At 45.3% G+C, this 26,343-nt stretch carries 25 protein-coding genes; 9 read left to right on the top strand and 16 right to left on the bottom strand.

The features are described from left to right. The 3 genes from purE to KCV09_RS12050 form a co-directional block, all read right to left on the bottom strand. Positions 1-516: a 5-(carboxyamino)imidazole ribonucleotide mutase gene (gene purE, locus KCV09_RS12060; protein ID WP_004933436.1), complete on the bottom strand. Its 516-nt coding sequence runs from the start codon at positions 514-516 to the stop codon at positions 1-3. A 350-nt stretch (positions 517-866) separates the two neighbouring features. Next, positions 867-1,211 carry a DMT family protein gene (locus tag KCV09_RS12055; protein WP_004933440.1) on the bottom strand — a complete coding sequence of 115 codons (345 nt, stop codon included), beginning with the start codon at positions 1,209-1,211 and terminating at the stop codon, positions 867-869. A gap of 59 nt (positions 1,212-1,270) precedes the next feature. Further along, the gene (locus KCV09_RS12050) at positions 1,271-1,852 is read right to left on the bottom strand and encodes a hypothetical protein (protein ID WP_228301559.1); all 582 of its coding nucleotides are present in this window, start codon (positions 1,850-1,852) and stop codon (positions 1,271-1,273) included. A gap of 198 nt (positions 1,853-2,050) precedes the next feature. On the opposite strand from KCV09_RS12050, the gene mpl reads away from it, so the two are divergent. From mpl to KCV09_RS12035, 3 genes are all read left to right on the top strand, one after another. Next, complete coding sequence (gene mpl / locus KCV09_RS12045) at positions 2,051-3,412, top strand: UDP-N-acetylmuramate:L-alanyl-gamma-D-glutamyl-meso-diaminopimelate ligase (protein WP_212515212.1); 1,362 nt, start codon at positions 2,051-2,053, stop codon at positions 3,410-3,412. Positions 3,413-3,583: 171 nt separating this feature from the next. Then, complete coding sequence (locus tag KCV09_RS12040) at positions 3,584-4,180, top strand: undecaprenyl-diphosphatase (protein ID WP_212515211.1); 597 nt, start codon at positions 3,584-3,586, stop codon at positions 4,178-4,180. Between the two features lie 295 nt (positions 4,181-4,475). Further along, the gene (locus KCV09_RS12035; RefSeq protein ID WP_004933450.1) at positions 4,476-5,441 is read left to right on the top strand and encodes a TerC family protein; all 966 of its coding nucleotides are present in this window, start codon (positions 4,476-4,478) and stop codon (positions 5,439-5,441) included. A gap of 64 nt (positions 5,442-5,505) precedes the next feature. Here KCV09_RS12035 and KCV09_RS12030 read toward each other — a convergent pair whose 3' ends face one another. Then, positions 5,506-5,889: a DoxX-like family protein gene (locus KCV09_RS12030; RefSeq protein ID WP_212515210.1), complete on the bottom strand. Its 384-nt coding sequence runs from the start codon at positions 5,887-5,889 to the stop codon at positions 5,506-5,508. Between the two features lie 296 nt (positions 5,890-6,185). Between KCV09_RS12030 and guaD the strand changes: the two genes are divergently transcribed. From guaD to KCV09_RS12015, 3 genes are all read left to right on the top strand, one after another. Continuing rightward, positions 6,186-7,511, top strand: coding sequence for a guanine deaminase (guaD, locus tag KCV09_RS12025; RefSeq protein WP_212515209.1), 1,326 nt, complete (start codon positions 6,186-6,188; stop codon positions 7,509-7,511). 209 nt (positions 7,512-7,720) lie between these two features. Further along, on the top strand, positions 7,721-8,248 hold the full coding sequence (gene hpt, locus KCV09_RS12020) for a hypoxanthine phosphoribosyltransferase (protein WP_004933458.1): 528 nt from the start codon (positions 7,721-7,723) through the stop codon (positions 8,246-8,248). Between the two features lie 157 nt (positions 8,249-8,405). Next, on the top strand, positions 8,406-8,663 hold the full coding sequence (locus tag KCV09_RS12015) for a GlsB/YeaQ/YmgE family stress response membrane protein (RefSeq protein WP_004933462.1): 258 nt from the start codon (positions 8,406-8,408) through the stop codon (positions 8,661-8,663). 33 nt (positions 8,664-8,696) lie between these two features. Here the strand turns inward: KCV09_RS12015 and KCV09_RS12010 are convergent, their stop codons facing one another. From KCV09_RS12010 to rpmH, 12 genes are all read right to left on the bottom strand, one after another. Beyond that, complete coding sequence (locus KCV09_RS12010; protein WP_212515208.1) at positions 8,697-9,392, bottom strand: DsbC family protein; 696 nt, start codon at positions 9,390-9,392, stop codon at positions 8,697-8,699. Between the two features lie 173 nt (positions 9,393-9,565). Next, positions 9,566-10,729, bottom strand: a complete 1,164-nt coding sequence (locus tag KCV09_RS12005; protein ID WP_228301558.1) for a hypothetical protein — start codon at positions 10,727-10,729, stop codon at positions 9,566-9,568. 13 nt (positions 10,730-10,742) lie between these two features. Next, entirely contained in the window at positions 10,743-12,044 is a 1,302-nt protein-coding gene (locus tag KCV09_RS12000) for a TolC family protein (protein ID WP_212515207.1), read from the bottom strand. Between the two features lie 21 nt (positions 12,045-12,065). Then, positions 12,066-13,670 (bottom strand): GH3 family domain-containing protein, encoded by a 1,605-nt coding sequence (locus KCV09_RS11995; protein WP_212515206.1) that lies wholly within the window; start codon positions 13,668-13,670, stop codon positions 12,066-12,068. Continuing rightward, a complete protein-coding gene (locus KCV09_RS11990) occupies positions 13,667-14,425 on the bottom strand; it encodes a hypothetical protein (RefSeq protein ID WP_228301593.1) in 759 nt (252 codons plus the stop codon). The genes KCV09_RS11995 and KCV09_RS11990 overlap by 4 nt, the downstream gene beginning before the upstream one ends. A 213-nt stretch (positions 14,426-14,638) precedes the next feature. Next, complete coding sequence (locus KCV09_RS11985; RefSeq protein ID WP_212515204.1) at positions 14,639-16,189, bottom strand: DHA2 family efflux MFS transporter permease subunit; 1,551 nt, start codon at positions 16,187-16,189, stop codon at positions 14,639-14,641. Positions 16,190-16,225: 36 nt separating this feature from the next. Next, on the bottom strand, positions 16,226-17,293 hold the full coding sequence (locus KCV09_RS11980; RefSeq protein WP_104125293.1) for an HlyD family secretion protein: 1,068 nt from the start codon (positions 17,291-17,293) through the stop codon (positions 16,226-16,228). A gap of 477 nt (positions 17,294-17,770) precedes the next feature. Continuing rightward, the gene (gene mnmE / locus KCV09_RS11975) at positions 17,771-19,126 is read right to left on the bottom strand and encodes a tRNA uridine-5-carboxymethylaminomethyl(34) synthesis GTPase MnmE (protein WP_004944540.1); all 1,356 of its coding nucleotides are present in this window, start codon (positions 19,124-19,126) and stop codon (positions 17,771-17,773) included. Positions 19,127-19,222: 96 nt separating this feature from the next. Further along, complete coding sequence (gene yidC, locus KCV09_RS11970) at positions 19,223-20,971, bottom strand: membrane protein insertase YidC (protein WP_004933491.1); 1,749 nt, start codon at positions 20,969-20,971, stop codon at positions 19,223-19,225. Positions 20,972-20,976: 5 nt separating this feature from the next. After that, positions 20,977-21,297 carry a membrane protein insertion efficiency factor YidD gene (yidD, locus tag KCV09_RS11965; RefSeq protein ID WP_151815641.1) on the bottom strand — a complete coding sequence of 107 codons (321 nt, stop codon included), beginning with the start codon at positions 21,295-21,297 and terminating at the stop codon, positions 20,977-20,979. Positions 21,298-21,307: 10 nt separating this feature from the next. Beyond that, on the bottom strand, positions 21,308-21,703 hold the full coding sequence (rnpA, locus tag KCV09_RS11960) for a ribonuclease P protein component (RefSeq protein ID WP_171076850.1): 396 nt from the start codon (positions 21,701-21,703) through the stop codon (positions 21,308-21,310). A gap of 23 nt (positions 21,704-21,726) precedes the next feature. Then, positions 21,727-21,861: a 50S ribosomal protein L34 gene (rpmH, locus tag KCV09_RS11955; protein ID WP_000831329.1), complete on the bottom strand. Its 135-nt coding sequence runs from the start codon at positions 21,859-21,861 to the stop codon at positions 21,727-21,729. A 662-nt stretch (positions 21,862-22,523) separates the two neighbouring features. On the opposite strand from rpmH, the gene dnaA reads away from it, so the two are divergent. The 3 genes from dnaA to recF all read left to right on the top strand — a co-directional run bounded on the left by dnaA (position 22,524) and on the right by recF (position 26,327). Beyond that, positions 22,524-23,918, top strand: a complete 1,395-nt coding sequence (gene dnaA, locus KCV09_RS11950) for a chromosomal replication initiator protein DnaA (RefSeq protein ID WP_149931034.1) — start codon at positions 22,524-22,526, stop codon at positions 23,916-23,918. A gap of 162 nt (positions 23,919-24,080) precedes the next feature. Beyond that, positions 24,081-25,229 (top strand): DNA polymerase III subunit beta, encoded by a 1,149-nt coding sequence (gene dnaN / locus KCV09_RS11940; protein WP_004933506.1) that lies wholly within the window; start codon positions 24,081-24,083, stop codon positions 25,227-25,229. Positions 25,230-25,244: 15 nt separating this feature from the next. Beyond that, the gene (gene recF / locus KCV09_RS11935; RefSeq protein ID WP_151815790.1) at positions 25,245-26,327 is read left to right on the top strand and encodes a DNA replication/repair protein RecF; all 1,083 of its coding nucleotides are present in this window, start codon (positions 25,245-25,247) and stop codon (positions 26,325-26,327) included. The last annotated feature ends 16 nt before the right edge of the window (positions 26,328-26,343 follow it).

The following is a 26,343-nucleotide window of genomic DNA, read 5'->3' as shown; positions in this document are numbered from 1 at the left end:
TTATGCCTGACCTGGAATGTTATTGCTGGCTACCTTATCGGTTTGTGCAGCACGAAAATCCGCCACGTTTTGCGCAATCTCTGGACGCGTCAGCCCTAAAATCTGTGCCGCCATAATCGCTGCATTGGTTGCGCCTGCCGGGCCAATCGCCAAAGTACCCACTGCAATACCCGCAGGCATTTGTACAATCGAAAGCAAAGAATCGACACCGTTTAAGATCGATGATTTGACTGGAACACCCAATACAGGCAAATCGGTTTTTGCTGCACACATACCCGGGAGGTGCGCCGCGCCGCCTGCACCGGCAATAATTACTTGAATCCCGCGATCACGCGCTGTCTCGGCATATTCAAACAAACGATCTGGTGTCCGATGTGCTGATACCACCTCAGCCTCAAATGGTACGCCAAGCTGTTTGAGCATATTGGCAGTATGTTCCAGTGTTGCCCAATCCGATTGAGACCCCATAATAATTCCGACTAAGGGTTGAGCATCTTTCGCTGCGACCGCGTTCATTGGCACTTCCAGAGAGTAATAAGAAAAACGGGATATCCTGACTTGCATCAAGACAAAAAAGATCATGCGCGCCATTATAGCGTCTTTTTTCGACGTCTCCAAAAATCTTCATCGATTCTGCGGTGCTTTTGTACGCTTTTGCTGACAGCAATTCAGGAAATTTTCGACTGTTTTGATGCTGTCAGATCGCCTATTCTAAATTCATCAGGAACAGGACGTTCCAGAACATAAAACAACAATGATACGTTCATGCATCAGGATGTGAGGTACGACAGGCGTTATACCTAGGAACCAAGATACGAGAAAGCCCGACAGGATGTCGGGCTTTTTTGATGATCTCGATTTTTTCTTTACTGACTACGAAATACGAAATACACACAGCCCATCAAACACAGCATGGCCCATAAATAGTCAATCTTAAACGGCTGTTTAAACATAAATAGCATAAACGGCGTAAAGACCAGCAAAGTCACCACTTCTTGGGTAATTTTCATTTGTCCCAGACTCCAGCCATGCTGATCTAGATAACGCGTGGCCGGAATCATAAAACTGTATTCGAGTAGGGCAATGGCCCAGCCAAATAAAATCGCTTGCCAGAGTGGAGCGTGGTGCAAAAACTTTAAGTGTCCGTACCATGCCAAGGTCATGAAACAGTTGGAAATAATCAGCAGCAATAAAGGAAAGGAGAGGGCCATAATGTGCTCAAAAGTGATTGATGCCTGCTTAGCGTACACGGCAATGCTTAAAAGTAAAATCAGTCAATATCACGACTGGCATCACTATACCAATACACGCCATCGGCGTAATGCTTATAGCGCTGTCGTACAGGCAAAAAATTAAGTTCGCGCTGCGCAGTTTGCAGAAATTTCTTGAGGATTATCTGGCAGGATTCATCGACTGAACGCCGATAATCCGAATCGTTCAACATAATCTTCTGTCCGTTTCGCAAATAAAAATGGATGCAAATTTTAGAACTTTTTAAGGCAGGTGCTTGAGTGGCATAGTCATAACTATAAAAACCTACAATATTAGCTTTGGCATAGCACTGTGGCAGCGCCTGACCCAACTGCACATACATGCAACTGGCATCAAACCAGATCTGAACCTGCTTTGAAAACATGCGCACCAACCCTGCAACCGTCCCGAAATACAGTAGAAATAAGAGACTGACAGGCCCTAAATGAAAGCCTGCACCCACTACATAGACATAGATCAGTACAAAAACCAGCAAAACAGGCACACACATCCATAGCACCTGAAATGCTGAATAAGGATACACCCGCTCAAAGCTAAAAATTCGGGTGGGTTGCGTCTGTATAATGGATGCTTTACTCACTGCTCAGCTTGCTACAAATTTACGCGCTAAGCATTACTATGCCGTATTTTTAGCCAGAATGCGACGACCTCAGCCGATAACAAGAAAAACTATCTTTTCAGAAACAGCCTTGATATCGTTGCACTCAAATTTTAACGATTTAGACAACAGCACCGAGCAAATGAAGTGATGTGTCAATGACAGTGGAGTAGGCAAGTAATGCATCTGCATATTTTGGGTATTTGTGGCACATTTATGGGTTCTTTGGCGCTTTTGGCCCGCGATCTGGGTCATAAAGTGACAGGTTCCGATGCCAACGTCTATCCACCCATGTCGACTCAACTCGAACGTGCAGGCATCGAATTGATGCAAGGTTACGACCGAAGCCACTTACAACCACATCCAGATCTGGTCATTGTGGGCAATGCCATGAAACGTGGTATCGATGCGATCGAGTACATGCTGAATCAGGGCCTACCTTATATCTCTGGCCCACAATTTCTGGCCGATCATGTATTGCAAGGCAAACATGTGTTGGGCGTTGCAGGGACACATGGCAAAACCACCACTACAACTATGCTGGCCTGGGTGCTCGATCAGGCGGGTTTAAATCCCGGCTTTTTGATTGGCGGTGTTCCGCTGGGTTTTAGCGAAAGTGCGCGTTTGGGCGGCGGAAAATATTTCTGTGTTGAAGCGGATGAGTACGATTCTGCTTTTTTTGATAAACGCTCCAAGTTTGTTCATTATCACCCTAAAACAGCGATTTTAAATAACCTCGAATTTGACCATGCCGACATCTTTGATGATCTGGCTGCCATTCAAAAACAGTTTCATCATCTGGTACGTACCATTCCAAGTGAAGGCTGTATTATTAGTCCAACCACCGAAACCAATATTGATGAAGTCTTGGCTATGGGCTGCTGGACGCCTGTGGTTCGTACCAGCTTAAATGCCAACGATGTACAAATCAGTGCCGAGCAACTCAGCGCCGACGGTAGTCATTTTAAAGTCCTTGAACACGGCGTGGTTCAAGGTGAAGTTCGCTGGAATATGACCGGTCAGCATAGCGTCGCCAATGCACTTGCAACTATTGCGGCGGCTCAGCATGTCGGAGTGAGTATTGCACAGGCCTGTGAGGCGTTATCTGCTTTTGGCGGTGTGAAGCGTCGTATGGAACTGTTGGGAACCATTCGGGGGATTGAAGTGTATGACGACTTTGCCCATCACCCCACTGCAATTGAAACTACGCTCGATGGTGCACGTCAACGTTTGGGTAACCGCCGATTATGGGCAGTGATTGAACCGCGCTCGAATACCATGCGCATGGGCAGTCATAAAGAGGGATTGGCAGATGCTGCACGTCTGGCCGATGAAGTCATCTGGTATCAACCAGAAGGTCTGGACTGGGATTTGCAGCCCGTGATTGAGGCTGCTGTTAATTCTGCACAAGTCAGTCACTCGCTGGATGAGATTATTCAGCGAATTCGCTCAGAAGCCGCTGAAGGTGATGCGGTCGTCATCATGTCGAATGGTGGTTTCGGTGGGCTGCATCAAAAATTAATTTCTGCTTTACAAGATTAATTCATCAGCAGCGCTGCTTGAGTGAAGGGGCTTCATCTGTGCCTTCACTGGAGTCATGTCTTCAATTGCTGCTTAAACAGTCAATTCTTACAAAACTGTGCGGATTTACAATTTCAGATTGTGCTGATTTCTTTATGATGCGTGCTTTCTTCATTTGAGAGTGGAGGGCACATGCCTATTGAAACGCTCAATCTCGAGCTGTTTAGCCTGATCAATGCATCGGCCGAAGCGAAGCCGTGGATCATTCATCTGGCTATTTTTATTGCCAATGATTTACTGTATCTGGTGTTCGGTCTGCTGGTTTTTTTGTGGTGCTTTGGCGATCTTGCCAACAAGGAACGTGCCTTAAGAGCAGTCTTATTGACCTCGATTGCACTCGGTGTTGGTTATTTGATTTCACTGTATTATCCACATTCGCGTCCCTTTGTACTGGGTGTTGGTCATACCCTGATTGAGCACAGCGCTACCGCTTCCTTTCCAAGTAATCACATGCTGATTTTTAGTACCATCGCATTGTCGTACTTGAGTGTTGGGCGCCGAGTGGCTGGCGGCATTTTGTTGCTCATGGCGTTTGCAGTGGCTTGGTCACGTATTTATATTGGGGTACATTTCCCGCTGGATATGCTTGGTGCCTTTGGTGTGGCGTTGGCAATTAATGGCCTTGGCGTATATATATGGCCGCTGTGTCAAACGCACATTATGCACATGGCAGTTGCCGTGTATTCATGGTTATTTCATCCGCTACTGCGTCGTGGCTGGTTGAAATAAAGCTGTGACTCGGTGCTTGATCTTTGATCGCGACTGTGGCATGCTTTGCAAACAATTGGATGCTTTTCATCCAAAGCAAAATTTAGTTTGACAAGGGGAGTAGCCTCCTCCAAGCGTTTCGAGCATGACTCAAACGCGTCAGATATCGTCAATACACTTTGAAAAAAGTCGGTATCTGAGCACAGAATACTTATTCTGTGTAGGCAAGACCTTGATCATGTTGTTTCAGATTATTATGTTATCTGGCAGCTGGTCGAGGTTTTTTTATGACTGCTTGCCGGATAGGGAGAAAAAAATGGACTCTATCGGCAATCCATGGCTGTATCTGGTCTTCTTTGGCATCGTGTTTGTGATGTTATTGATTGACTTTTTAGGCTTCAAACAAAAAAAAGCAGACGAAGTACCGCTCAAGCAAGCACTGACTTGGAGTATTGCATGGGTCACGGTTGCACTCTTGTTTGCAGGCGGACTCTGGCTCTATCTACAACAAACGGCAACACTGGCGATCGCCAATCAGAAGACCATGGAATATCTGGCAGGTTATCTGCTTGAAAAATCCTTAGCAATTGATAATGTCTTTGTCTGGCTAATGATTTTTGCGGCCTTTGCTGTGCCAGCAGGACTACAGCGTAAAATTCTGCTTTACGGTGTACTGGGCGCCATTATTTTACGTAGTATCTTTATTTTTATTGGTGCTTGGTTCGTTCAAGAGTTTTCTTGGGTGCTGTACATCTTTGGTGCTTTCTTGGTGTATACCGGCTTTAAGTTTCTTAAAGGTCAGGGCGAAGAAGAACAAAACATCGAAGATATGAAGGTACTGAAATGGTTACGCAAGCATATGCGAATTACCCAGAACTTCCATGGCGATCGTTTCTTTATCCGTGAGCAAGGTGTGCTCTGGGCAACACCGTTATTTATTGTGCTGATTCTGGTTGAATTTTCGGATGTGATTTTTGCAGTCGATTCTATTCCTGCAATCTTTGCCGTGACCACCGATCCGTTTATTGTTTTAACCGCAAACTTGATGGCGATTTTAGGCTTGCGTGCCATGTTCTTCTTGCTGGCAGGTGCGGCATCTAAAATGCACTATTTACCGTATGGTCTAGGCATCATCTTGCTGTTCATCGGTTTCAAAATGCTCATGCTGGATGTGTTCCACATGCCAATCTGGATCTCGCTCAGTTTTATTGTGATTGTATTGGGAATCACGGCGTGGCTTTCGATGCGTCACAACAAGAAACAAGAGTTGTCTGACTCTTAATCTAAAGCACCACATAAAAATGCCTTTGACTTGTTCAAAGGCATTTTTTATAGCATTAACACTTTTATGAGCGGCTTAAAGATGCCACATAGCGCACATACACCCATGAAAGCCCCATCATGGCCAGATTCATAATCACTGGATTAAAGGCCTGAACCAAAGTGGAGGGCAGTAACAACATTACGAGCAGCAACAGAAACAGCAAACCCAGTAAATTAAAGTAATGCAGGATCTTGCTGGCATAGAACAAAAACAACAAGCCAAAGATTACCTCAGCCACACCTGAAGCATAGACAGCACGTAGTGCCCATACCTCAGAAACACCTAAAACCTGCCAGATTTTGAGCTCGTCGGGATGCTGCCATATCAATTTCGGTACCATCCCCTGATAGCACCAAAAAAAGGCAAGTAGGCGATTAATGGTTTTACAAATTGGATCATTGTGCACGTGGATTCATCTCTGAGCGTCCTTCAAGGAATAAATACGCTCACATATTCTACATCCACAGTCCGCAAACCTGTAAAGGATCAATCATTTATCTGTGCACATTACCAAGTGCCTTTCTTGGCAAGAAATTTGCAACTGTAAAAAATAAAAAACCTTGCATTTTTTAGGGCTTGCTCAGGCCCTTTCTTTTTATCTGTATTTTTGAATAATCATGTTGCGCATCAACATATAGTGCCGCCAAGGTAGATGAAATACGTTACAATCAACCGAAAAAATTAAACGTTGTAGGGTTCAGTATGTCATTTTCTGCTCCGCAAGCCATCATTCGTGGTCGCTTTTTGGATATCCAGTCTCTCGTTAATCAAGCCGATCAAATTGCAGAGCAGGTACGCTATCTTGAAGATGGCGTGATGCTGATCGAGCAAGGTAAGATTGTGGCCTTTGATCACTGGGCAAATTTAAAAGACCACTTGCCTGCCCATGTAGAGATCACCCATTACCACGAGCAATTAATTATTCCGGGCATGATTGATACTCACATTCATTACCCGCAAACCGAAATGGTCGGTGCCTATGGCGAACAGCTCCTGAGCTGGCTCAATACCTACACCTTTCCAACCGAACTACAATTTAAAGATGCGGCCTATGCCAAAGAAATTGCCGAGTTTTTCCTCGACGAATTACTTAAAAACGGCACCACAACGGCCTTGGTCTTTTGTACCGTACATCCTGAATCGGTAGACGCATTATTTGAAGCGGCACAATCACGCCAGATGCGGGTGGTGGCTGGTAAGGTATTAATGGATCGTCATGCCCCAGACGGGCTCTGCGATACTGCAGAGCGTGCCTACAATGAATCTAAGGCGCTGATTGAAAAATGGCACGGGAAGGGGCGTGCGCTCTATGCGATTACGCCGCGTTTTGCTCCGACGTCTACGCCAGAACAACTGGCACGGGCAGGACAGCTTAAACAAGAATTTCCTGATGTCTATGTGCATACGCACTTGAGCGAAAATAAAGACGAAATTGCGTGGGTGAAAGATTTATTTCCCGAGCAGACGGGCTATTTAGATGTCTATCAGCATTATGGCCTCACCGGAAAACGTTCGGTATTTGCACATTGTGTTCATCTTGAAGAGCACGAATGGGACTGCATGCACCAGACCGACTCAGCAATTGCGTTTTGTCCGACGTCGAATCTGTTTTTAGGTAGTGGGCTGTTTCCCCTGAAAAAAACATGGGATAAACAGGTCAAAGTCGGTTTAGGCACAGACATCGGTGCAGGTACATCGTTTAGTCTGTTACAAACCGTCAACGAAGCCTACAAAGTCCAACAGCTTCAAGGCGATAAACTCTCTGCCTATGAGTCGTTTTATCATGCCACACTCGGTGGTGCCAAAGCGCTTGATCTAGACGATAAACTGGGCAATTTTGCACTGGGCAAAGAAGCCGATTTTGTGGTGCTCGATTTGAAAGCCACCGCTTTGCAGGCGCTGCGTCAGTCGAGAGCCAAATCGCTTGAAGATGCCTTATTTGCACTCTTTACCATGGGAGACGATCGTAATGTCGAATCGACCTACGTGTACGGACAAAAAGTCTATCAAAAAGCGGCGTCGAACTAATCTCGTCCGTTGGACTGTGCTGTTACTGGGCTGTGCATGTTTACTCAGATCGGACCAGTCAGTTCAGCCTGACGCATGATGTATACACAACAAATGATGCATCGCAGGCTTTTTTGCTTTAAACTTTAGTCATCGATTTATGATTTTGAGGTGTTGCTGGTCAACACCTTTTTTATTTGAAAACTTTCTGATGTTTTAGGTTTCTGCACATGACCGTCGAAATGAGCGTAATGATCTCTGCCGAAGAGATTCAAGCCAAAGTAAAGCAGCTCGGTGAACAAATTAATGCTCACTATGCCAACAGCAACAAAGATCTGGTCCTGATTGGCCTGTTGCGTGGTTCATTTATTTTTATGGCCGACTTATGTCGTGCGATTGCAAAACCACATGAACTCGATTTCATGACGGTTTCAAGCTATGGTGCCAGCACGGTATCGAGCCGAGATGTCAGAATCTTAAAAGATTTAGACGGCGAAATTCGTGGTAAAGATGTTCTGGTGGTTGAGGATATTATTGACTCTGGCAATACCTTGAGCAAGGTTTTGGAAATCTTGCAAACGCGTGAACCGAATTCTATTGAGCTGTGTACGCTGGTGAGCAAACCTTCACGCCGTGAAATCGAGCTTGAAGTCAAATTCTTAGGCTTTGAAGTTGAAGATCGTTTTATTGTGGGCTACGGACTCGATTACGATCAAAAATACCGTCATTTGCCGTTTATTGGCGAAATCGGTCTTTAAGAAAAATGGTGCAATCGCACCATTTTTTTTGTTTACACTCTGCACAAAACACCTACAGGATGTATCTGAGTTTCTCTGTCACTTTGATCGGTTTCGTTTCATCATAATCAAACAACATCATGTAAAACCAAAAAAATGAGAAACAAGGAGAACATCCATGTGGTCATTAATTGTGGCAATTGTCGTGGGTTTCATCGCAGGCCTGATTGCACGCGCGATTCATCCCGGTGACGATAAAGCCGGATTCATCGTGACAACATTACTCGGTATTGCTGGCTCTTTACTGGCAACTTATGGCGGCCGACTACTCGGGCTATATAGCAATAACTCCAGTGCAGGCTTTATTGCCTCTGTGATTGGGGCAATCGTGATCTTGTTTATTTACAACCTGATTACCAAACGAAGTAACGCCTAAACGGTTAGATTCAAGGTGAGGCAACATCTTGCCTCACTTGATCTCGCTGAGCACCTGTTCAATCTGCGCTGCACTTTGTGCGCCAGTCACTTTTAGTCCGTTGGCAAAAAACAAGGTCGGCGTGCCCTGAATCTTCAAGCGTTCGCCCAGCGCCAGATTACGTTCTACAGGCGTAGTACAGCTTGCGTTGGCCTGTGGTGCGACATTGTTCGAAATTAAATTCTTCCATGCATAACTGCGATTTGCTGAGCACCAAACCTGTTTTGATGGTGTAACAGATTGCGTTTTGAGCGGATAAAGAAAAGTATAAATGGTCACATTGTTGAGCTGACTCAAGTTTTGCTCAAGCTGTTTGCAATAAGGGCAATTTGGATCTGAAAATACCGCGATCTGGCGTTTACCATTACCTTTTACGGTTTTAATCGCATCCTGCAAGGGCAGATCACTCCAGCGAATGCGATTATTTTGCATCACCAGATCCTTGGTCAGATTGCGCTGGTCTTTCAGGCGAATCATTGAACCCACAAATATATGTTCTGCGTCTTCGCCGATATACACCACCTGATTGTCCAAGGTTCCGCTATAGAGGCTATTCATCGCCGTTTTTTCTAGATTTTCAATTTTGAGCTTGGGGTATTGAGTTTGCAGATGCTGTTGTACGTTTTGCAGATTGGCATGTGCCACACCCGTCATCGCTGCCAACAATGCCATCATTACACGAACTTTCATCGCCACGCCCTTCATTGCTTAAAAAAGTGCAGTGTAGTCGAATCGCTAAAAAAGTATGTTGTAATTTATAGTGAAGCAGATGTGGTTCCACGTGGAACACGTGAATCATCATCGAAATGAGATTTAAGCCTCGTTATATTGGAAAAAGCAGCCCCGAAAGACTGCTGTCGTCGTTAAATGCGTCCTGCCTCCAAAAAAGGAATTCGAGCTACATCAAACTGCGCCCGAGGATCTTGCCCGAAGGTTAAAAAGCCATGCATGCCAACCAACACATCGCCTTTATAATAGGCGTTGAGCCGCTGTCTTGGGTCTTTATGCGATAAAGTAAAGGTAATCGCGTCGATTCCCCGTTGTTTAGATAACTTGAAGGCATCACGCAACATGGCGTCGTGTAGCGCGAGTTGTTCAGGTTCACACAGCAGTGAATGCAAAATATGATACTTAAACGATTGTCCTTTTTTTGGCAGTTGAATACGGCCATTGAGTTTGGCCCACACATTGTAAAGCGGACGAAAGGTCTGAATTTTTTTACTATAATCGAGCACCTTACTTTGTTTAAATCCACTTTGGTTCCATAAACCAAACATTCCTACCAAACGATCCTGCTCAAAGTAAAGCTGAAAATCATCTAAAGTTAAGCCCTGAAAATACGGATCGTTGTGCAATAGCTGCGCAAAGTCATAGGCTGGAATAAAGTTATAGTGCGCTGCCATCTGCTGGATAAATGCATTCATTTGCTCGATATGGGCCGCTGTAGCGACGCAGCGCTTGAGCTTTGACAAATCGATCGATTGCTTGGCATGCAGCAGCGTTTTAGGAAACTGTGCGTGTTTAAAGCCCGTCAGGGTTAGGGTTTCAATGAGTCCTTCATCAAAATACTGAAAGCCTAGCCGACCACTTTGTATGGCACGGCGCGCGGCAATGTTGTCATCAAAAATAATCATCTGACAAAAATCGGGATTTTTTAAACTGGTTTTAAAATGCGGTGTCATCTGCTTCAACACGGCTTTACCACGCACTTGCGGTGAAAGACGCAAATCGCCCCCGTAGCGAAACGGCATTACGGTGCCGTTAACATAACAGGGCCGCAGACCAATGTTGTAACACCCGACCAAGCAACCAGTACTGTGATCCTGCGCTACGGTACTGTCAATTTGGGTATAAATCACTTGGCTGGCTTTAAAATAACTTGGTTCGCGCTGAAAACTGAGTGTCAGCCCTCGCGTGGTCATCGGCAGACTGACCAGTTTTCGTAGTTCTTGATCATCACTTGTCGCCACATGACGGACTTCAATTCCTTGCGGCTTTTTGATTACGATTTGCTCGGCACTGTTCATGAATTTTTAGTCCTTATGGCATCGGGGGAGCATCATTCGATGCGACTGTAAACACGCTGGAGAGGCGTCCCATCTGATCCAATAATTGATACGTTAAAACAAGCTCATCTTGCTGATTGAGGATTTTTTGCGTTTTGACATCGAGTAGACTTTGTTCGGCATTGAGTACATCGCTACTGGTTTTGGTGCCAAATTCCAGCTCCCGTTTGGTGAACTGTAACGCAATCGTGGCCGACTGAATGGCCTGATCGAGTGCACGCTTGTTTTGTCGTACGGCCTGTAATTGTAAATATGTGGTTTGTGCCTGCTGCTGAAGCGACTGTTGCAGCGCATTCATTTTTTGGCTGGCCAGCGCGACATCCACGGTAGCTTTTTGTCGATTGGCCTTGTTTAAGCCACTGTCATAAAGCGGAACATTAAACTGCAATCCCACCAGATAGCCCTTACTTTCACCATCTTTTTCTTCATATTGCATTCCCGCTCGCCCCGTCAGGCCAATCGACGGTTTAAGTTCCAATTTGCTTAAACGATATTGTTTTTGCGCAGATTGCGCATCTAAGCGAGCTTGTTGCAATGCCGGGTGCTGTTCTATCGAATAGGCAATATCGTCAATTGAGCCAGGAATTGGCGGTAATTCAATGGGTGTTTCTAAGTGATCTGCAGCTTGACCTGTCAGTTGATAAAACCGGGTTTGACTGATCTTGAGCTGCGCCTCGCTACGCATGGTATCGGCCTGTGCCTGTGCCAACTGCGCCTCGATCTTGGCCAGATCGGCACGCGTGATCACCCCCGCATTCAAGCGCTTTTGTGCATCACTGAACGAACGTTGCAGCGTACTTTGCACATTCAGCTTGAGGGTACGGATCGCCTCTTGCTTGAGTACCTCGCTGTAGGCCTGCACGGTTTGTAAAACCGTAGTCGATTGCTGTGCACTCAAGGCCTGTGACTGCGCAGCTATTTGCGTTTTGGCCAGCTCGATTCCGAGGCGTTCACGTCCCGCCGTGTAGAGGGGATAATCAAATTTCAGCATCAGGCTACGGGTGCGCCGAAAACTTTCATCAATTGAAAATAACGGGCTGTAATTGGGTGGATTATCGACTTGTCCTACGCCTAAACGTCCTTCTACACTGACATTAAGCCCATAACGACGCTCGGCCTGTTGTAATTCGGCTTCGGCACGTCCCACTCTTAAATCACTAATTTTCAATTGTGGCTCATAGCTCAGCGCACTTTGCACTGCATCTTGCAGGGTCATACACCAGACATTCGGCGCAATCAATACTCCCAGCAAACCCAACCAATGTAATTGTTTCATGACAGATTCCACAACATCCCGCTAGACAGGCTCGGCACATAGCATGTGTTCAAGGCTCGATAAAGTGACTTTTTTTAACGGTTCGGGCTTGATGTTGCCCTCGATCATTCCTTCTCGCATGACCACGTGCTTATAAGCTTCCCAGCCATTGTCGACATAACAGACGCGTGGCTGATCGAGCTGCCCCAAGTCACGTGCCAGCTCATAGTGAAAGTGCTGACGAAGCGCCTGATCGATCTGCTGGACACACACCTGCTGGCTCGTCTCACCCTCTACCAAAACACAATAAAACGGTTTGGCCTGTTGCTGGGTATCCACCGCAAACAGAGAAACGGCCTGTATCTGTTGCTGTTTAAGCTGCGCAATCAAGCTATGGGCGACATCTGGAGAAAGCTTTTCCCCCACCAGATCGACACCAAAACGGCGTCCCTGAAACTCAAAACAAGGCACTTGACCAAAAAAACCGGTCACACGCAGGCTGTCGTCGAGACAGTAACGTAATAAACCATTACCCGACGTGAGGACTGGACTGACATGATCATTTAATTGCAGTTCCCATGAAGCAACGATTTCACCCTGACGCGGCCCACTTAAGTATTCAAACTCATAAAAATGACTGTGATAGGCCAAAGGATAGCAATCGTCGTAGGGAATCGTCACTACGCCTTCAGTAGCCCATAATCCTTTCCCTTCAAACTGCGCAAACGGCAGTGCTGCATGTAAGCTGGCTGCCCATTGTTTTGAGCCTGCGGTATCCCAACTCGACACCAGACTCAGTTTTGGCCACAACTGCTGATAATCCAGTGGTGACTGTTGCATCAGGCGAGCCAGCAACAGCGCTCGCTGCGGCTGGTGTGGTGCTTTGACTTGACGCAGTGAAGCTGCACGCTGCTGCCACGTTCCGCTTTGTAAAACCTGAACAATCTCTTCGGCTTGCTCGTTTAATTTTTCAAGTAATTGCAACGCAAAGGTGGGACTCCACACCGACATCATGGCCAGATCTGCATCTGCCACCAAATAGCATAAAGTCGCAAACAGTGCATCATCGGCTTGGGCAGCAAAGGAGACATCACTCGGTACGGCTTGGGTAAATTTCGATAAAATGCGTTTTCCCAAACCAAGCAATGCACTGTCGTCGTTGAGATTTTCATCTGTGAGTACTTCACGCTGGCTTTCGGGTAACCATGATACCGACCAGTAATGCGTGCCGCGATCGAGTTGATTGCATTTACGGTACATGCTCGACAGCCACGGTGCAATTGCGGCATCGAGTTCATCTAAAAATGCCTGTGTGTAAGGGATAAACTTAATCTGCTCACTCGATCCGCTGGTCGGCTGATAGCGCACCAACTTGCTACTCGACAGCGTGGTTTTACTGCTTCGACAGGCCGTGATCTGGTCACGCCACTGCGCATAGCGCGTGACCGGAAAACGTGTTTTAAAGCTTTCATAATCGGTCACACCCGCCTGCTGGGCGAGTGTAGACATCTGTAAAATCTTTTCAAGTTTTTCACGCTGCACCTGTTCAAGCGCATTTTTTTGCTTTTGAAAACGCTGATCGGTCTGACGACAGAACAGCTTGAGCACTTGATGCGAGAGCGGCGTGATTGCCATGGACTTCATCATGAAGATGCCCCTTCTGGGGTATTGTAGGATGGGCGTGATTTGCTGCTTTGTTTGCCCTTGCTGGCCGGTTTGGTCAGCATACGTAGTGGAAAGCGAAGTACATCCTGCCATGCCAGACGGCCAATACATGGTAATTCTGTACCCTGAACCCAAGTCGGATTTTCACGCTCGAAAAACGAGATTTTAGGATTATCCTGACGCATCTGCTGCGTAATTGGCGCAACATCGGCTTTAAGGGGCTGATAGTCACTACCAAAGTTGAGTAAACCACTGTCGTGATCAAAATACTCATTAAAATAGGTTTTGCAGTAATGCTCGACAATCGGTTTCAGGTGCGCGTACTTACCCTCATGGTGCGGGTAGTAAACAAAATAGTTATTGGCCAAAAGTAGATAGGTTTTGTAGCCCTTCGAAATCAGGAGCCAATACAGCTCATCAAACGGAAAGCGAAAGCGCAGTTTGATCAACAGCTTCATCATGGTGGTTTGCAGGGTGCGGCAGCCCCAGAATTCTTTTTGAATCACGGTATCGCCGCTAAACAAGAAGGTATAGTTTTTATTGTTGAGGGTAAATTGATGGAGCGCTACTGTTGAAAAACCCACAACTTCATTGCGCTTCGGGTGCAAAATTAGAATAGCGCCGTGTTTCTTTTTAAAATCCTCCAAAAAGATCGACTTACGCGTATTGGCATAATACTCTGAATAAATTTCATACATCTGGTCTAGATATTCTGAAGAGATATCTTCACGCTTCATGTAACGCCCGCGTGGTTTTGCTTTAGATTTTGTGCTCACCACCTCGGTGGCTTGTGTTAATTCGATAGATGACATCAAACTGACCCCTATTATTTTTGATAATGAATAAACATTTCTTGTTTAAACTGGCATCCAGCATTGAGAGCGAGTGGCCGGATTGCCTTATTTTTTACTGCAACAATATTTTTCCCCATAGGTCACTAACCTGAACATTTAGAGTGAGACTTTTTTCCCCCGATCCATAAAAAAGGTAAGAAAAGCCATCACCAGCATGATGATGGCCAGTAGTTTCAATAAATCGTTAAAGCTTGATGCAAGAGCTTGATAATGGACTTGCCGGTAAATGACTTGCGTGGCCAACTGCTCTGAAAGATCGCCCAATTCAGCATACTGCGCCTTCAATTGCGCCATCTTTTCGACAAAAATCCAGTTGTCTGGAGTGAGGCCACTATTGAGTTCATTGCTGTGCCATGCCGTCAGCCAGTCGATACGTGAATTGATCAGCGCCAGCCCTACGGCTCCGCCAATGTTTCGCATCAGGTTATAAATTCCGCTGGCATCGGCAATCTTGTGTTCGGGCAGGGTACTCATGGCCAACTGTGAAATCACAATCAGGCAAATCATCAGGCCAATTCCCCGATACACTTGCGGCCAAAACATAAAATCGTAATCGCTTTGAGTAGTTAAATGCGCATTCAGCCAGACACCAAATGCCGCCATCAACATGCCCACAAAAACTGTTTTACGCGCATCAAAGTTTGGAATTAACCATGCCAGCACTGGCGCGAAGAAGAACATCACAATGCCGGTGACCATCATGATGTGGCCAATCTGGCTGCTATTCATCTCGCGTACTTGCCCTAGAAAGACTGGAATCATGTAGCCCAAACCATACAAGGCCATGCCAATCACAAAGGTAATCATGCAGCTTAAGGTGAAGTTTTTATTTTTAAATACACTGAGGTCCAGCAAAGGTTTGGGGGTCACAAAACTGCGATAAAAGAAAATCATCGCGCCCAGAAGACTCACCAAAAAAGCGACCCGTACACCGACATCGGCAAACCAGTCATAGCGACCACCTTCGTCGAGGAAATACTCCAGTCCTCCCAAAAACATGGCCATGCCGACCAAGCTAAACCAGTCCAGTTCTCGAACCAATTTATAATTGGCACGGTCAATCGCGGGATTGGCATACACCACCACCGAAATAATAATCCCCGGAATAATATTGATCAGGAACATCCAGTGCCACGAAAAATTGGTGGTTAGCCAGCCACCAATCGTGGGCCCAATCGCGGGCCCCAAGGTACTGATCATTCCAAACAGCACCAATGGCACTGCACGTTTGGCTTCGGGAAACAGTAAAAATAGCGCGGTCATAGATGTCGGGATCATCCCGCCGCCCATAAAGCCTTGTAAGGCGCGAAACACCAATAAGCTTTCTAGATTCCATGCCAGTGCACATAATAGTGAACTGAAGGTAAATCCGACCGCGCACAAGGTATAGTAAACACGGGTTGAAAGGATTCGCGACAAAACACTCGACATCGGAATCGCGATAATTTCAGCAATCAGATAGACCGTTTGCACCCAAGTGACTTCATAGCGACTGGCGCTCATGCCTGCCTGAATTTCATTGAGTGAACTGGCCACAATCTGAATATCTAAAATGGCCATAAAGTTGCCAAAAATCATGGCAACAAAAATCACCCACGCCACGCGAGGTTCAAAATTCCACTGGTTAGTCTGAGCTGAAACGGTCATGTGGTTCGATCCTCATGCATCATGGTTTGAGCCTCGTTAACTTCTCAAATCCACTTTGGCCACCACCGACATCCCCGGTTTGATCAGATCAATCTGCGGATGTGGAAGAATCGAAATACGCACTGGAATGCGTTGCACCACCTTGTTAAAGTTTCCCGTGGCATTATCTGGCGGCATCATAGAAAAGGTTGCACCAGAAGCAGGAGAGAAACTTTGTACCTGACCATTAAAGGTCAGACTCGGATAGGCATCGAGTACCAAGCTCACGCGTTGTCCTGCGCGCATTTTTTCGATCTGGGTTTCTTTAAAATTGGCCTCTACATACAGGCTATTTCTGGGAATAATCGCCATCAGGCGAGTTTGTGGATTAACTCTGGAACCAATCTGAACAGCGAGACTGCCGACTTTTCCAGATACTGGCGCGACAATTTCAGAAGCATTTAAATCGATATCGTAAAGTTTGACGGTGGCTTTGGCGTTGTCTAGATCGGCATACAATTGTGTGCGTCCCGCCTGAACACTGGAAAACTGAGCCTGTGCAGCTTGAATCGCTGCCTGTGCCTTATTTAACTGTGCCTGTGCAGTCAAATATTCAGCCTGAGTGGCTTCAAAACGCTGACGTGTAATCACGCCCTCTTTCAGTAATTGCTGATAACGACGAAAATCTGCGCTCAAGCGGCTTACATCTGCCGCTGCCGCATCACGTGCACTTTGGGCTTCTTGAATGCTGGCCTGTGCGGATTTCTCATTTTCAGTTTGTACCGAAAGACCAGCTTGTTTCAGATTCACCATCGCTTTGGCTTGATCTGCACGGGCTTGTAAATCGCGATTATCCAGTGCAACCAATGGCTTACCCTTTTCAATCGTTTGATTTTCATGGACATAAAGTGCCAGCACTTCACCAGAAACCTTGGGCATAATCCAAGTTAAATCTGATTTAACATAGGCATTTTCGGTCGACTCATAGAAACGATACACAAACCAGTAATACAACACCCCCAGCAGAATGCCTAAAAATAAAAGGGTGAAAATCCCCCAAGCGATTTTTTTCCGACGAGCATAATCAGGTTCTGGCTGATTATGCGGAACAGGAAGCTCATCCATTGTGTCTGACCTTATAACACTTTAATTTAAATGCTTATTTTTTACACAGCAACATGCATCAATGCATCATAGGTGAGGAGCTTGAATAGGATGAAAAAACAGGTCGCACGATTCCCCTACAGGCGTCTGCCCTAATCGTATGCTTTCCCGCTAACTACACATTATTATTAAGTGATTTTTCATCTAAATTTTATTATCTATTTGACACTTTAACCCAAATGAAGTGCGTAAATTGTCAAATTAATAATCATTAAACTCCTGGGTCACAAACAATAGTGTGTATTGTGAATCGTGTCAATTACATGAAAAATTAACTGATTTACCGAATTTTTCAGTATTTTGGGTGCAATTTGCTCAAGTTAAGCAAAAAAATTAAAAAGAAGAATTAAAAAATGATTGAAAATCAATGATAAAAAAAATAAAAAAGCATTTCCCTAAAAAAAGGGAAATGCTTTGAATTATACATGAGAATGACTATTATTTGCCAATACAAAATGAGCCAAAAATTTTGCCTAACAAGTCATCGGCACTAAATTCACCAGTAATTTCCGATAAAGCGTTTTGAGCCAGACGCAACGATTCGGCCACCAACTCACCTGCGTGATACACCACCAGTTGCTCACGTGCCTCATGCAAATGTAGCTGAGTGCGCTTCATTGCATCGATATGACGAGTACGGGCAATAAAGGTATCTTCTTCAGGTTGAAAGCCCGCATGCGCTGTAATCGCTTCTATGAGCGCCTGAACACCGGTTTCTTGTTTGGCCGAAACCCATACATGTCGAAAGCCTTCAAACTGCTCGGCATGCGAAGGGGTATCGATCAAATCACATTTGTTACCAATAAGCACCAGCCGACGCGGATCTAAATGCTCAGCAAAATATTCCCGCGCCAAATCCAGTGGATGCTCACCTTGACTCAAGTCATACACCAATAACAGCAGATCGGCTTGCTCGATTTCCTTGATGGCGCGGCGAATCCCTTCTTTTTCGACCACATCACCTGTCTCACGCAGTCCCGCCGTATCGGTGAGGGTGATGGGCAATCCATTCAGACTGATTTTTTCATGCAGCACATCACGTGTGGTACCCGCAATATCCGTCACAATGGCACGTTCATTTCCGGCCAGAGCATTGAGCAGACTCGATTTACCGGCATTGGGTTTACCTGCAATCACCACTTGTAAACCTTCACGTAGTAATTGTCCCTGACGTGCAGAACGCTGAACCTGAGACACCGAATCACAGACATCTTCGAGTAATCCCAAAATCTTACCATCGGCCAGAAAATCAATTTCCTCTTCAGGAAAATCAATCGCAGCTTCTACATGCAGGCGTAAATGGATCAACTTTTCCAGTACTGCATTGATCTTAACTGAAAATGCGCCTTGTAATGAGCGTACTGCTGAACGTGCAGCGGCCTGTGAAGTGGCATCAATCAAATCGGCAATTGACTCGGCCTGCACCAGATCCAGTTTGCCATTTTCAAAGGCGCGCATGGAAAATTCACCCGCTTTGGCAGCTTGTGCTCCAAGTTCGAGTAGCCGGCCCAAGATGGCATTTAAAATCACCGGCCCGCCGTGTCCCTGAATCTCCACGACATCTTCGCCAGTAAAAGAGTGAGGATTTGGAAAGCACAGTAGCAATCCCTCATCCATCACCTGTGCCTGTGCATCGTAAAACTGTCGAAAGCCGGCCATTCGGGCTTTGGGCAAGGCCTTAGCGGTCAACTGCTCGGCAATTGCGTAGGCTTTAGGGCCTGACAAGCGGATCATGCCCACACCGCCACGCCCGGGCGCAGTGGCAATTGCGGCGATTGTGCTTTGATAGTGCATACAAAAACCTAAAAACAAAAAGAAGGCGGTTCAATAAAAAATCCGCTTAAGCGTAACATCTTAAGCGGATTTATTCAGCTGTTGCGTCTCGCTCAATTACGAGGTCGTTTCAACTTTATTTTCACGTGATTTAGCAACGCTTTTGTTGATAAACCATTGCTGCGTGATGGTAATACTGTTGTTGACAATCCAGTACAACACCAAGCCAGCAGGGAAGAACAACATGAATACCGTGAAAATGATCGGCATAATGCGGAACACTTTAGCCTGCATTGGATCTGCCGGTTGCGGGTTCAGCATTTGCTGAATGAACATGGTCGCGCCCATCAAAAGCGGCAAGATAAACCATGGGTCCATTGCAGACAAATCTTGAATCCAGAGCATCCATGGTGCATGACGAAGCTCGACACTTTCCATGAGCACCCAGTACAAGGCCAAGAAAATTGGCATTTGTAACAACAGCGGTAAGCATCCAGACAACGGGTTGACTTGCTCACGCTTGTAAAGCGCCATCATTTCTTGGGAGAAACGCATGCGGTCTTCGCCAAACTCTTCTTTCATACGCTGCATTTCAGGTGCAATCACACGCATTTTGGCCATCGAGCGATAGCTCTTCGACGACAGCGGCCACAAGATGAGTTTCACTAAAACGGTCAATAAAATGATTGACCAGCCCCAGTTGCCCACGATGTTATGGAAGAATTGCAAACCAATAAACAGTAGTTTTGCGATTGGCCATAACCAACCATAATCGACAGTCTGATTGAGTCCGACAGCCAGATCTTTGAGTTCAGATTGGATTTTTGGACCCGAATAGAACGTCGCATCCACGGTCATGGTTTTGCCCGCAGGCACATTAATGGTTGGAGAAGTAAAACCAATAATGTTCATGTTATCGGCAGATTTGCGCGACTCAAGCTTGGCGGTATACGCCTGCTCACCAAAATGACCTGGAATCCATGCACTTACAAAATAGTGCTGAACCATCGCCACCCAACCACCTTTGGCTTCTACGTTTAACTTCTCGTCTGAGAAGTTGGCAAACTTCAGCTTGTTGTAGTGCTCGTCAGGAGAACCCCATGCACCGCCTAAGAAAGTGCCAAGTGTAAAGATACCTTGATCAGACTTGCCTGGATCTTCAGAGTTGTCTCGTTTGATTTGACCAAACATTTGACCCTGCCAGTTTTGCTGACTGCGGTTGACCACCTGATAGCTCACTACAACTGGATAATCGCCTTGCTTGAAAGTAAAACGCTTGATGATTTCCACACCATCTGCTGTTTTGTAGACCATTGGAACAGTAAGCGTTTTAACCAGCTTGCCGTCTTTGTCTTTCACTTCTTTAGCATCGGCTAAGGTGTATGCAGATTTTTCTACATCATACACCGGACGACCTGCACGGCTGCTGTCAGGACCATTTAAGCCAATCAAACCCGACTGTGCGACATAGGTACGTTTGGCATCACTTTCAAGCATTACAAACGGTTGATCACTGTTTTTGCTTTGATCATGATTAAGTAATTCAATACGCACAATATCACCACCTTTTGGATTGATCCAAAGGTGATAAAGGTCAGTCTGTATTGAAATAAGCTGTTGACTTACAGATGCTGGAGCAGCTGTCGGTGTTTGCTGGGCAGCAATATTTGCTTGCGGTACGTCAGAAGACGTAGCAGCTGCTTGGCTATTTGGCAAATCAGCAGACACATCATGCGACACTGCAGCAGCCGTTTGTGGCTGTACGGGTGTATTTGCATGACCATAATCTTTTTGCCAAGCCAAAATGAGCAAATATGCCGTGACAAACATGGCCCCGAGAATTGCAAACCTGGCCCATTGTTGCATATCTATTACCCCAAGTGGTTAGAGTGATTTAGGTTCATTAAACGATCACGAAAGGGTACAGCAACGTGATGCGTTTGAGAATCTATTTGCTGAAACGAAATAAAATGAATTGCTTTTGACGGCACGGGGTCATAACCCGATCTACCCCAAGGATGACAGCGGCAGATCCGGCGAATAGCCAGTCCAGTGCCTTTGACTGCACCATGCGTATGAATTGCTTCGAGGGAATACTGAGAACAGGTCGGAATATACCGGCAACGAGGACCAAGCATCGGACTAATTGCGATTTGATAAAAACGAATCAACCAATGAAGGATACGAACCATTGGCGCATCTCTAATGCAAAGAAGGAGAAACAGCTACTTTTTGATATTTTTTAGCCTGACGAAAAAGTTTTTGCCAAGCAAACTCAAGCTGCTGATGCAAATCAGCATTAGATACCGCTTCAATACCTATCTTAGGCATGACCACAATATCAAGTAAACCGACGTGTTGCTGATGCAAGCGAAAGCTTTCACGAGCAAGTCGTTTTATTCTATTTCGTTCGTGCGCACGGCGCACTTTTTTCTTGGCGACAATCACCCCCAAGCGACTTTTTGCGTGCTCGGACGGTTTCGCAAGAAACAAGAAGTGGGGCTGATGCACTTTAAAAAGCGCACCATTAAACACACCTTGGTAATCTGCAGCACAGCGTAATCTTACCTCTGTGCTGAAGCTATAAAGTGTCATCACCCGATCGTATCAGCTAACTGTGATTAAACAGTTAAGCTGTGACGACCTTTTGCACGACGGCGAGCCAATACTTGACGACCAGCTTTTGTAGCCATGCGAGCACGGAAACCATGAACGCGTTTACGTTTTAATTCCGAAGGTTGGAAAGTACGTTTCATGTCGAAACTCCCATATTGATCTTTCTGTAAAGGTTCGCGATTGTATTGTGCAATCTTTACACTGTCAATGAAAAACAGGAATCTTTACATTTAAATGTCTGTCGAGAGCTCAGATCATATCTGGCAAAACCAGTACTTGAAAGATCACACAAAAGTTATACACAAACTAATACTTTAGATTTATGGCATTTTTTTGTATATTTGACACTTATTCTCAACCTTATCAACAGCTTTAACTTGATCGATAGCGTCATCCTCTTGATTTGAATTTAAATTCATATCTCGCTAAATTATCCACAAGACATGAACGCTTATTAAATAAATTCAAATTTTAAAATTTAAATTTATTCTTATTAGGGATAACTTTTTCTGTGGAATAGCCTATTTTAAATTTAAAAACCAATAAGATGGGTTGTGGATAAGCTTGTTTCAATCACATTTACAGATTGTGGATAACTTATCGCTAAAAACTATCCACAGGATGTGGAAAACCTTATCCACAAGTCAATTGAATTTAAATTTATAGCGTAAGCGTTTTCTTTTTAGACAAAATCAAGATAATCCTTCATGACAGATGTGGATAACTTGGTTAGAATGGCCACCCCTTTTCAAGAAGGGTGGGTGGATATTGTGGTTTTTGAATTTAAATTAAGGGGATTCACATGCTTTGGACGGACTGCTTAACTCGCTTGCGACAAGAGCTCTCTGATAATGTCTTTGCGATGTGGATTCGTCCTTTGGTAGCCGAAGAGACGGAGGATCGTCTACGTCTATACGCGCCAAATCCTTACTGGACGCGTTATATACAAGAACATCACCTTGAATTAATTTCTATTTTGGCCGAACAGTTGTCTGAAGGCCGAATCCGTCAGGTCGAGATTTTGGTCGACTCACGTCCGGGCGCAATTTTATCCCCAGCTGAACAACCCGCAACCACGACGGCAGCGTTATCCACAGCACCCGTAATCAATAAAGTCAAAAAAGACAGCACCGATACCGCACCTGTATCGAATGCGAAAGTTTTAAATTCAAAAAAGCGTTTACTCAATCCACTGTTTACCTTTTCGCTATTTGTTGAAGGTCGCTCCAACCAGATGGCTGCCGAAACTTGTCGTAAAGTGCTCACACAGTTAGGTGCCTCTCAGCATAATCCGTTATTTTTGTATGGCCCGACCGGATTGGGTAAGACTCACTTGATGCAAGCGGTGGGCAATGCACTGTTACAAGCCAAGCCAAATGCACGCGTGATGTATATGACGGCAGAGAGTTTCGTACAGGACTTTGTCAGTTCATTGCAAAAAGGCAAAGTAGAAGAATTTAAGAAAAATTGTCGTTCACTGGATTTACTTTTAGTCGACGATATCCATTTGCTGGCCGGTAAAGAAGCCAGTTTGGTTGAGTTTTTCTATACCTTTAATGCGCTGCTTGATGAGTCAAAACAGATTATTCTGACCTCAGATCGTTATCCAAAAGAATTAACCGAACTCGATCCGCGTTTGGTTTCACGTTTTTCTTGGGGATTATCGGTGGGCGTCGAGCCACCCGATATTGAAACACGTATCGAAATTTTACTTAAAAAAGCAGAGAACAGCGGCGTGGATTTACCGCGTAACTGTGCATTGTTTATTGCACAGCAAGTGGTGGCCAATGTGCGTGAACTTGAAGGTGCATTAAATAAAGTGGTCGCGATTGCACGCTTTAAAGGCTCGCAGATCGATCTGGATGTGGTCCGAGAATCACTCAAAGACGTGCTGGCGATTCGTGCGCGAACCATCAGTGTGGAAAATATTCAGCGTGTGGTCAGTGAATATTTCCGTATACCTTTAAAAGAATTAATTGGACCTAAACGTACCCGTATTTATGCCCGTCCACGTCAGTTGGCAATGGGCTTGGCACGTGAACTCACCGGCGACAGTTTCCCTGAAATTGGCATGGCTTTTGGTGGGCGTGATCATAGTACGGTCATGCATGCCTGCGAAAAAGTGCAGAGCTTAAGGCAGGACGATCCTATTTTTAATGAAGATTACAAGAATTTGCTGCGTTTGTTGCAAAGCTAGATGTTCTTCATACACTTTTTATCGCTGCATGGCCTGATCAAGTGATTCAGGCCATTTCGTAATCGTGTTAACCGTCAACATCGGATCGCAATTTTCATCCTATCTTTTCAGACAATTTAGGTTAGAATACTTTTTAGTTTTTTTGAGTTTAAGGGTTAAAACGTGCGACTAAAAATAGCCAAAGAAAGTTTACTCAATGTTCTCTCTCATGTGGTCGGTGCCGTGGAGCGTCGCCATACATTGAATATTCTTTCCAATGTGAAAATTCAGGCTAATGCGCAGGCTTTGACCATCACTGGATCTGATCTGGAAGTGGAATTGGTGGCCAGCACCACACTGGCAGAGGGGGCTTGCCTTGAAGTCGGTGAAACTACAGTTCCAGCACGTAAACTGGTCGATATTTGTAAATCTCTTCCTTCTGCGGCACTGATTGATCTGCAAATTACTGAAGATCAGCGTTGTATTTTAAAGTCGGGCAATAGCCGCTTTGTGCTGGGGACTTTACCTGCTGAAGATTATCCACTGCTGACCACAGAAAGCAGTCAGGGCACACAGGTTCAGGTGACTCAGCGTGAATTAAAGCGATTATTTGAAAAAACATCTTTTGCCATGGCGGTGCAAGATGTACGTTTTTATTTAACAGGCACTTTGCTTGAAATTGATCAAAATCAGTTACGTGCAGTGACCACCGACGGTCACCGTTTGGCTTTATGTGAAGTTCAGGCGTCCTCAACAGCGACTCAAGCGGTACAGGCGATTGTGCCACGAAAGGCAGTGGGTGAGTTACAGCGTCTATTGAGTATTGAAGATGATCAACTGAGCCTGTTGATTGGACGTGAACTGTTAAATGTGACCATTCATATTGCCAACCGTGACAAAGAGCAGCATCCGATTACGGTACGCTTTACCACCAAGCTGATTGATGGCAAATTTCCAGATTATCGCCGCGTTATTCCACGTGGTGGCGACAAGCATGTGCAAATCGCTCACGATGTCTTTAAGCAGTCGTTGCAGCGTGTGGCAATCTTGAGTAATGAAAAGTTGCGTGGCGTGTTTTTGAATTTTAATCCAGACGTTTTGCAACTGCGTGCGAATAACCCAGAGCAAGATGAAGCGATTGAAGATTTAGCAATTCAGTATCAAAATACACCACTCGAAATGTCATTTAATGCGCAGTATTTACTCGAAGTACTGAATGTTTTAGATGGCGACGATGTGAGTATGAGTATGACTGAAGCCAATCAGTCGGTTTTGGTACAAGACGCTGCGCATCCTGATCAGACCTATGTGGTCATGCCAATGCGCGTATAACCTGCCGATCCGCTGATGCAAATTACGCGTTTAAACATCGAACGTGTGCGCAATTTAAAAACGGTTGCTCTTTGTGGATTGCAACCGTTTAATATTTTTTACGGCGCAAACGGCTCTGGAAAAACCTCGATTTTAGAGGCGATACATCTCTTGGCGACCGGGCGTTCTTTTCGAACGCATATGCCGAAACATTATATTCAGCACGATGCGCAGGATGCGATTGTTTTTGCCCAATCGATATCTGAAAAAATTGGTATGCAAAAGCTGGCATCGGGTGAGCAATTGATCAAGGTCAATGGCGACACCGTCGCCACTCAAGGTCAATTGGCCAAACTATTGCCTTTACAACATCTAGACCCACAAAGTACTGACATTATCGATTACGGCGCCAAGCCGCGTCGACAACTACTCGATTGGTTGATGTTCCACGTGGAACCCGAGTTTTATTTTGCTTGGCAATATTATTCACGCGCGCTCAAGCAGCGTAATATGCTGCTCAAAACCAAGCGGCAGCTCACGCTGGCTGAACTTGAACCGTGGAACAAAATGCTCAGTGATTACGGCGAAATGCTGCATTCGCAGCGTCTGGTCACAGTCGAGCGCTGGAAAGGGTTTTTTCAGCAAGATCTTGCGCATTTGCTTCCTCAGCTTGAGATCGAGCTGGAATACAGTCCTGGATTTCATACTGAGGTCGGGCTGTGGCAAGATCTGCTCAATTATCATGAAAAAGACCTTGAACGACGCTACACCGAATACGGTCCGCACCGTGCCGATTTACGCTTAAAAACGCCACTCGGTGCAGCGGATGATGTCTTGTCACGTGGGCAAAAGAAATTGCTCATGATGGCATTAAAACTGTCACAGATTGCAATGTTACATGCGAGTAATAAGGAAACTGTGGTATTATTAGATGATCTGACAGCAGAATTAGATAGTAACGCGCAACGACGTTTAATTGAACGATTGAGCCAATTGGGTAGTCAAGTTTTTATTACCACTTTAGATCATCAGGCTGTGACTCAACATTTAGATGATCTGTCTATTTCTTATCAATTATACAATGTTGACCATGGTCAAGTTCATGCTGTTTCACGTTGATTTTTTACCCATCTTT

The organism is Acinetobacter soli (assembly GCF_018139125.1).
Taxonomy (GTDB): Bacteria; Pseudomonadota; Gammaproteobacteria; order Pseudomonadales; family Moraxellaceae; genus Acinetobacter; species Acinetobacter soli.
This window is presented reverse-complemented; position numbering and strand designations above follow the sequence as displayed.

Coding starts and splice junctions, on each gene's coding strand:
- KCV09_RS11985 (WP_212515204.1), bottom strand. CDS start 16,189: ATGACCGTTTCAGCTCAGACTAACCAGTGGAATTTTGAACCTCGCGTG.
- hpt (WP_004933458.1), top strand. CDS start 7,721: ATGACCGTCGAAATGAGCGTAATGATCTCTGCCGAAGAGATTCAAGCC.
- yidC (WP_004933491.1), bottom strand. CDS start 20,971: ATGCAACAATGGGCCAGGTTTGCAATTCTCGGGGCCATGTTTGTCACG.
- KCV09_RS11980 (WP_104125293.1), bottom strand. CDS start 17,293: ATGGATGAGCTTCCTGTTCCGCATAATCAGCCAGAACCTGATTATGCT.
- purE (WP_004933436.1), bottom strand. CDS start 516: ATGAACGCGGTCGCAGCGAAAGATGCTCAACCCTTAGTCGGAATTATT.
- mnmE (WP_004944540.1), bottom strand. CDS start 19,126: ATGCACTATCAAAGCACAATCGCCGCAATTGCCACTGCGCCCGGGCGT.
- rpmH (WP_000831329.1), bottom strand. CDS start 21,861: ATGAAACGTACTTTCCAACCTTCGGAATTAAAACGTAAACGCGTTCAT.
- KCV09_RS12010 (WP_212515208.1), bottom strand. CDS start 9,392: ATGAAAGTTCGTGTAATGATGGCATTGTTGGCAGCGATGACGGGTGTG.
- KCV09_RS12040 (WP_212515211.1), top strand. CDS start 3,584: ATGCCTATTGAAACGCTCAATCTCGAGCTGTTTAGCCTGATCAATGCA.
- KCV09_RS12015 (WP_004933462.1), top strand. CDS start 8,406: ATGTGGTCATTAATTGTGGCAATTGTCGTGGGTTTCATCGCAGGCCTG.
- guaD (WP_212515209.1), top strand. CDS start 6,186: ATGTCATTTTCTGCTCCGCAAGCCATCATTCGTGGTCGCTTTTTGGAT.
- dnaA (WP_149931034.1), top strand. CDS start 22,524: ATGCTTTGGACGGACTGCTTAACTCGCTTGCGACAAGAGCTCTCTGAT.
- KCV09_RS12000 (WP_212515207.1), bottom strand. CDS start 12,044: ATGAAACAATTACATTGGTTGGGTTTGCTGGGAGTATTGATTGCGCCG.
- KCV09_RS12055 (WP_004933440.1), bottom strand. CDS start 1,211: ATGGCCCTCTCCTTTCCTTTATTGCTGCTGATTATTTCCAACTGTTTC.
- yidD (WP_151815641.1), bottom strand. CDS start 21,297: ATGGTTCGTATCCTTCATTGGTTGATTCGTTTTTATCAAATCGCAATT.
- KCV09_RS11990 (WP_228301593.1), bottom strand. CDS start 14,425: ATGAAGCGTGAAGATATCTCTTCAGAATATCTAGACCAGATGTATGAA.
- recF (WP_151815790.1), top strand. CDS start 25,245: ATGCAAATTACGCGTTTAAACATCGAACGTGTGCGCAATTTAAAAACG.
- KCV09_RS12005 (WP_228301558.1), bottom strand. CDS start 10,729: ATGAACAGTGCCGAGCAAATCGTAATCAAAAAGCCGCAAGGAATTGAA.
- KCV09_RS12035 (WP_004933450.1), top strand. CDS start 4,476: ATGGACTCTATCGGCAATCCATGGCTGTATCTGGTCTTCTTTGGCATC.
- mpl (WP_212515212.1), top strand. CDS start 2,051: ATGCATCTGCATATTTTGGGTATTTGTGGCACATTTATGGGTTCTTTG.
- KCV09_RS11995 (WP_212515206.1), bottom strand. CDS start 13,670: ATGATGAAGTCCATGGCAATCACGCCGCTCTCGCATCAAGTGCTCAAG.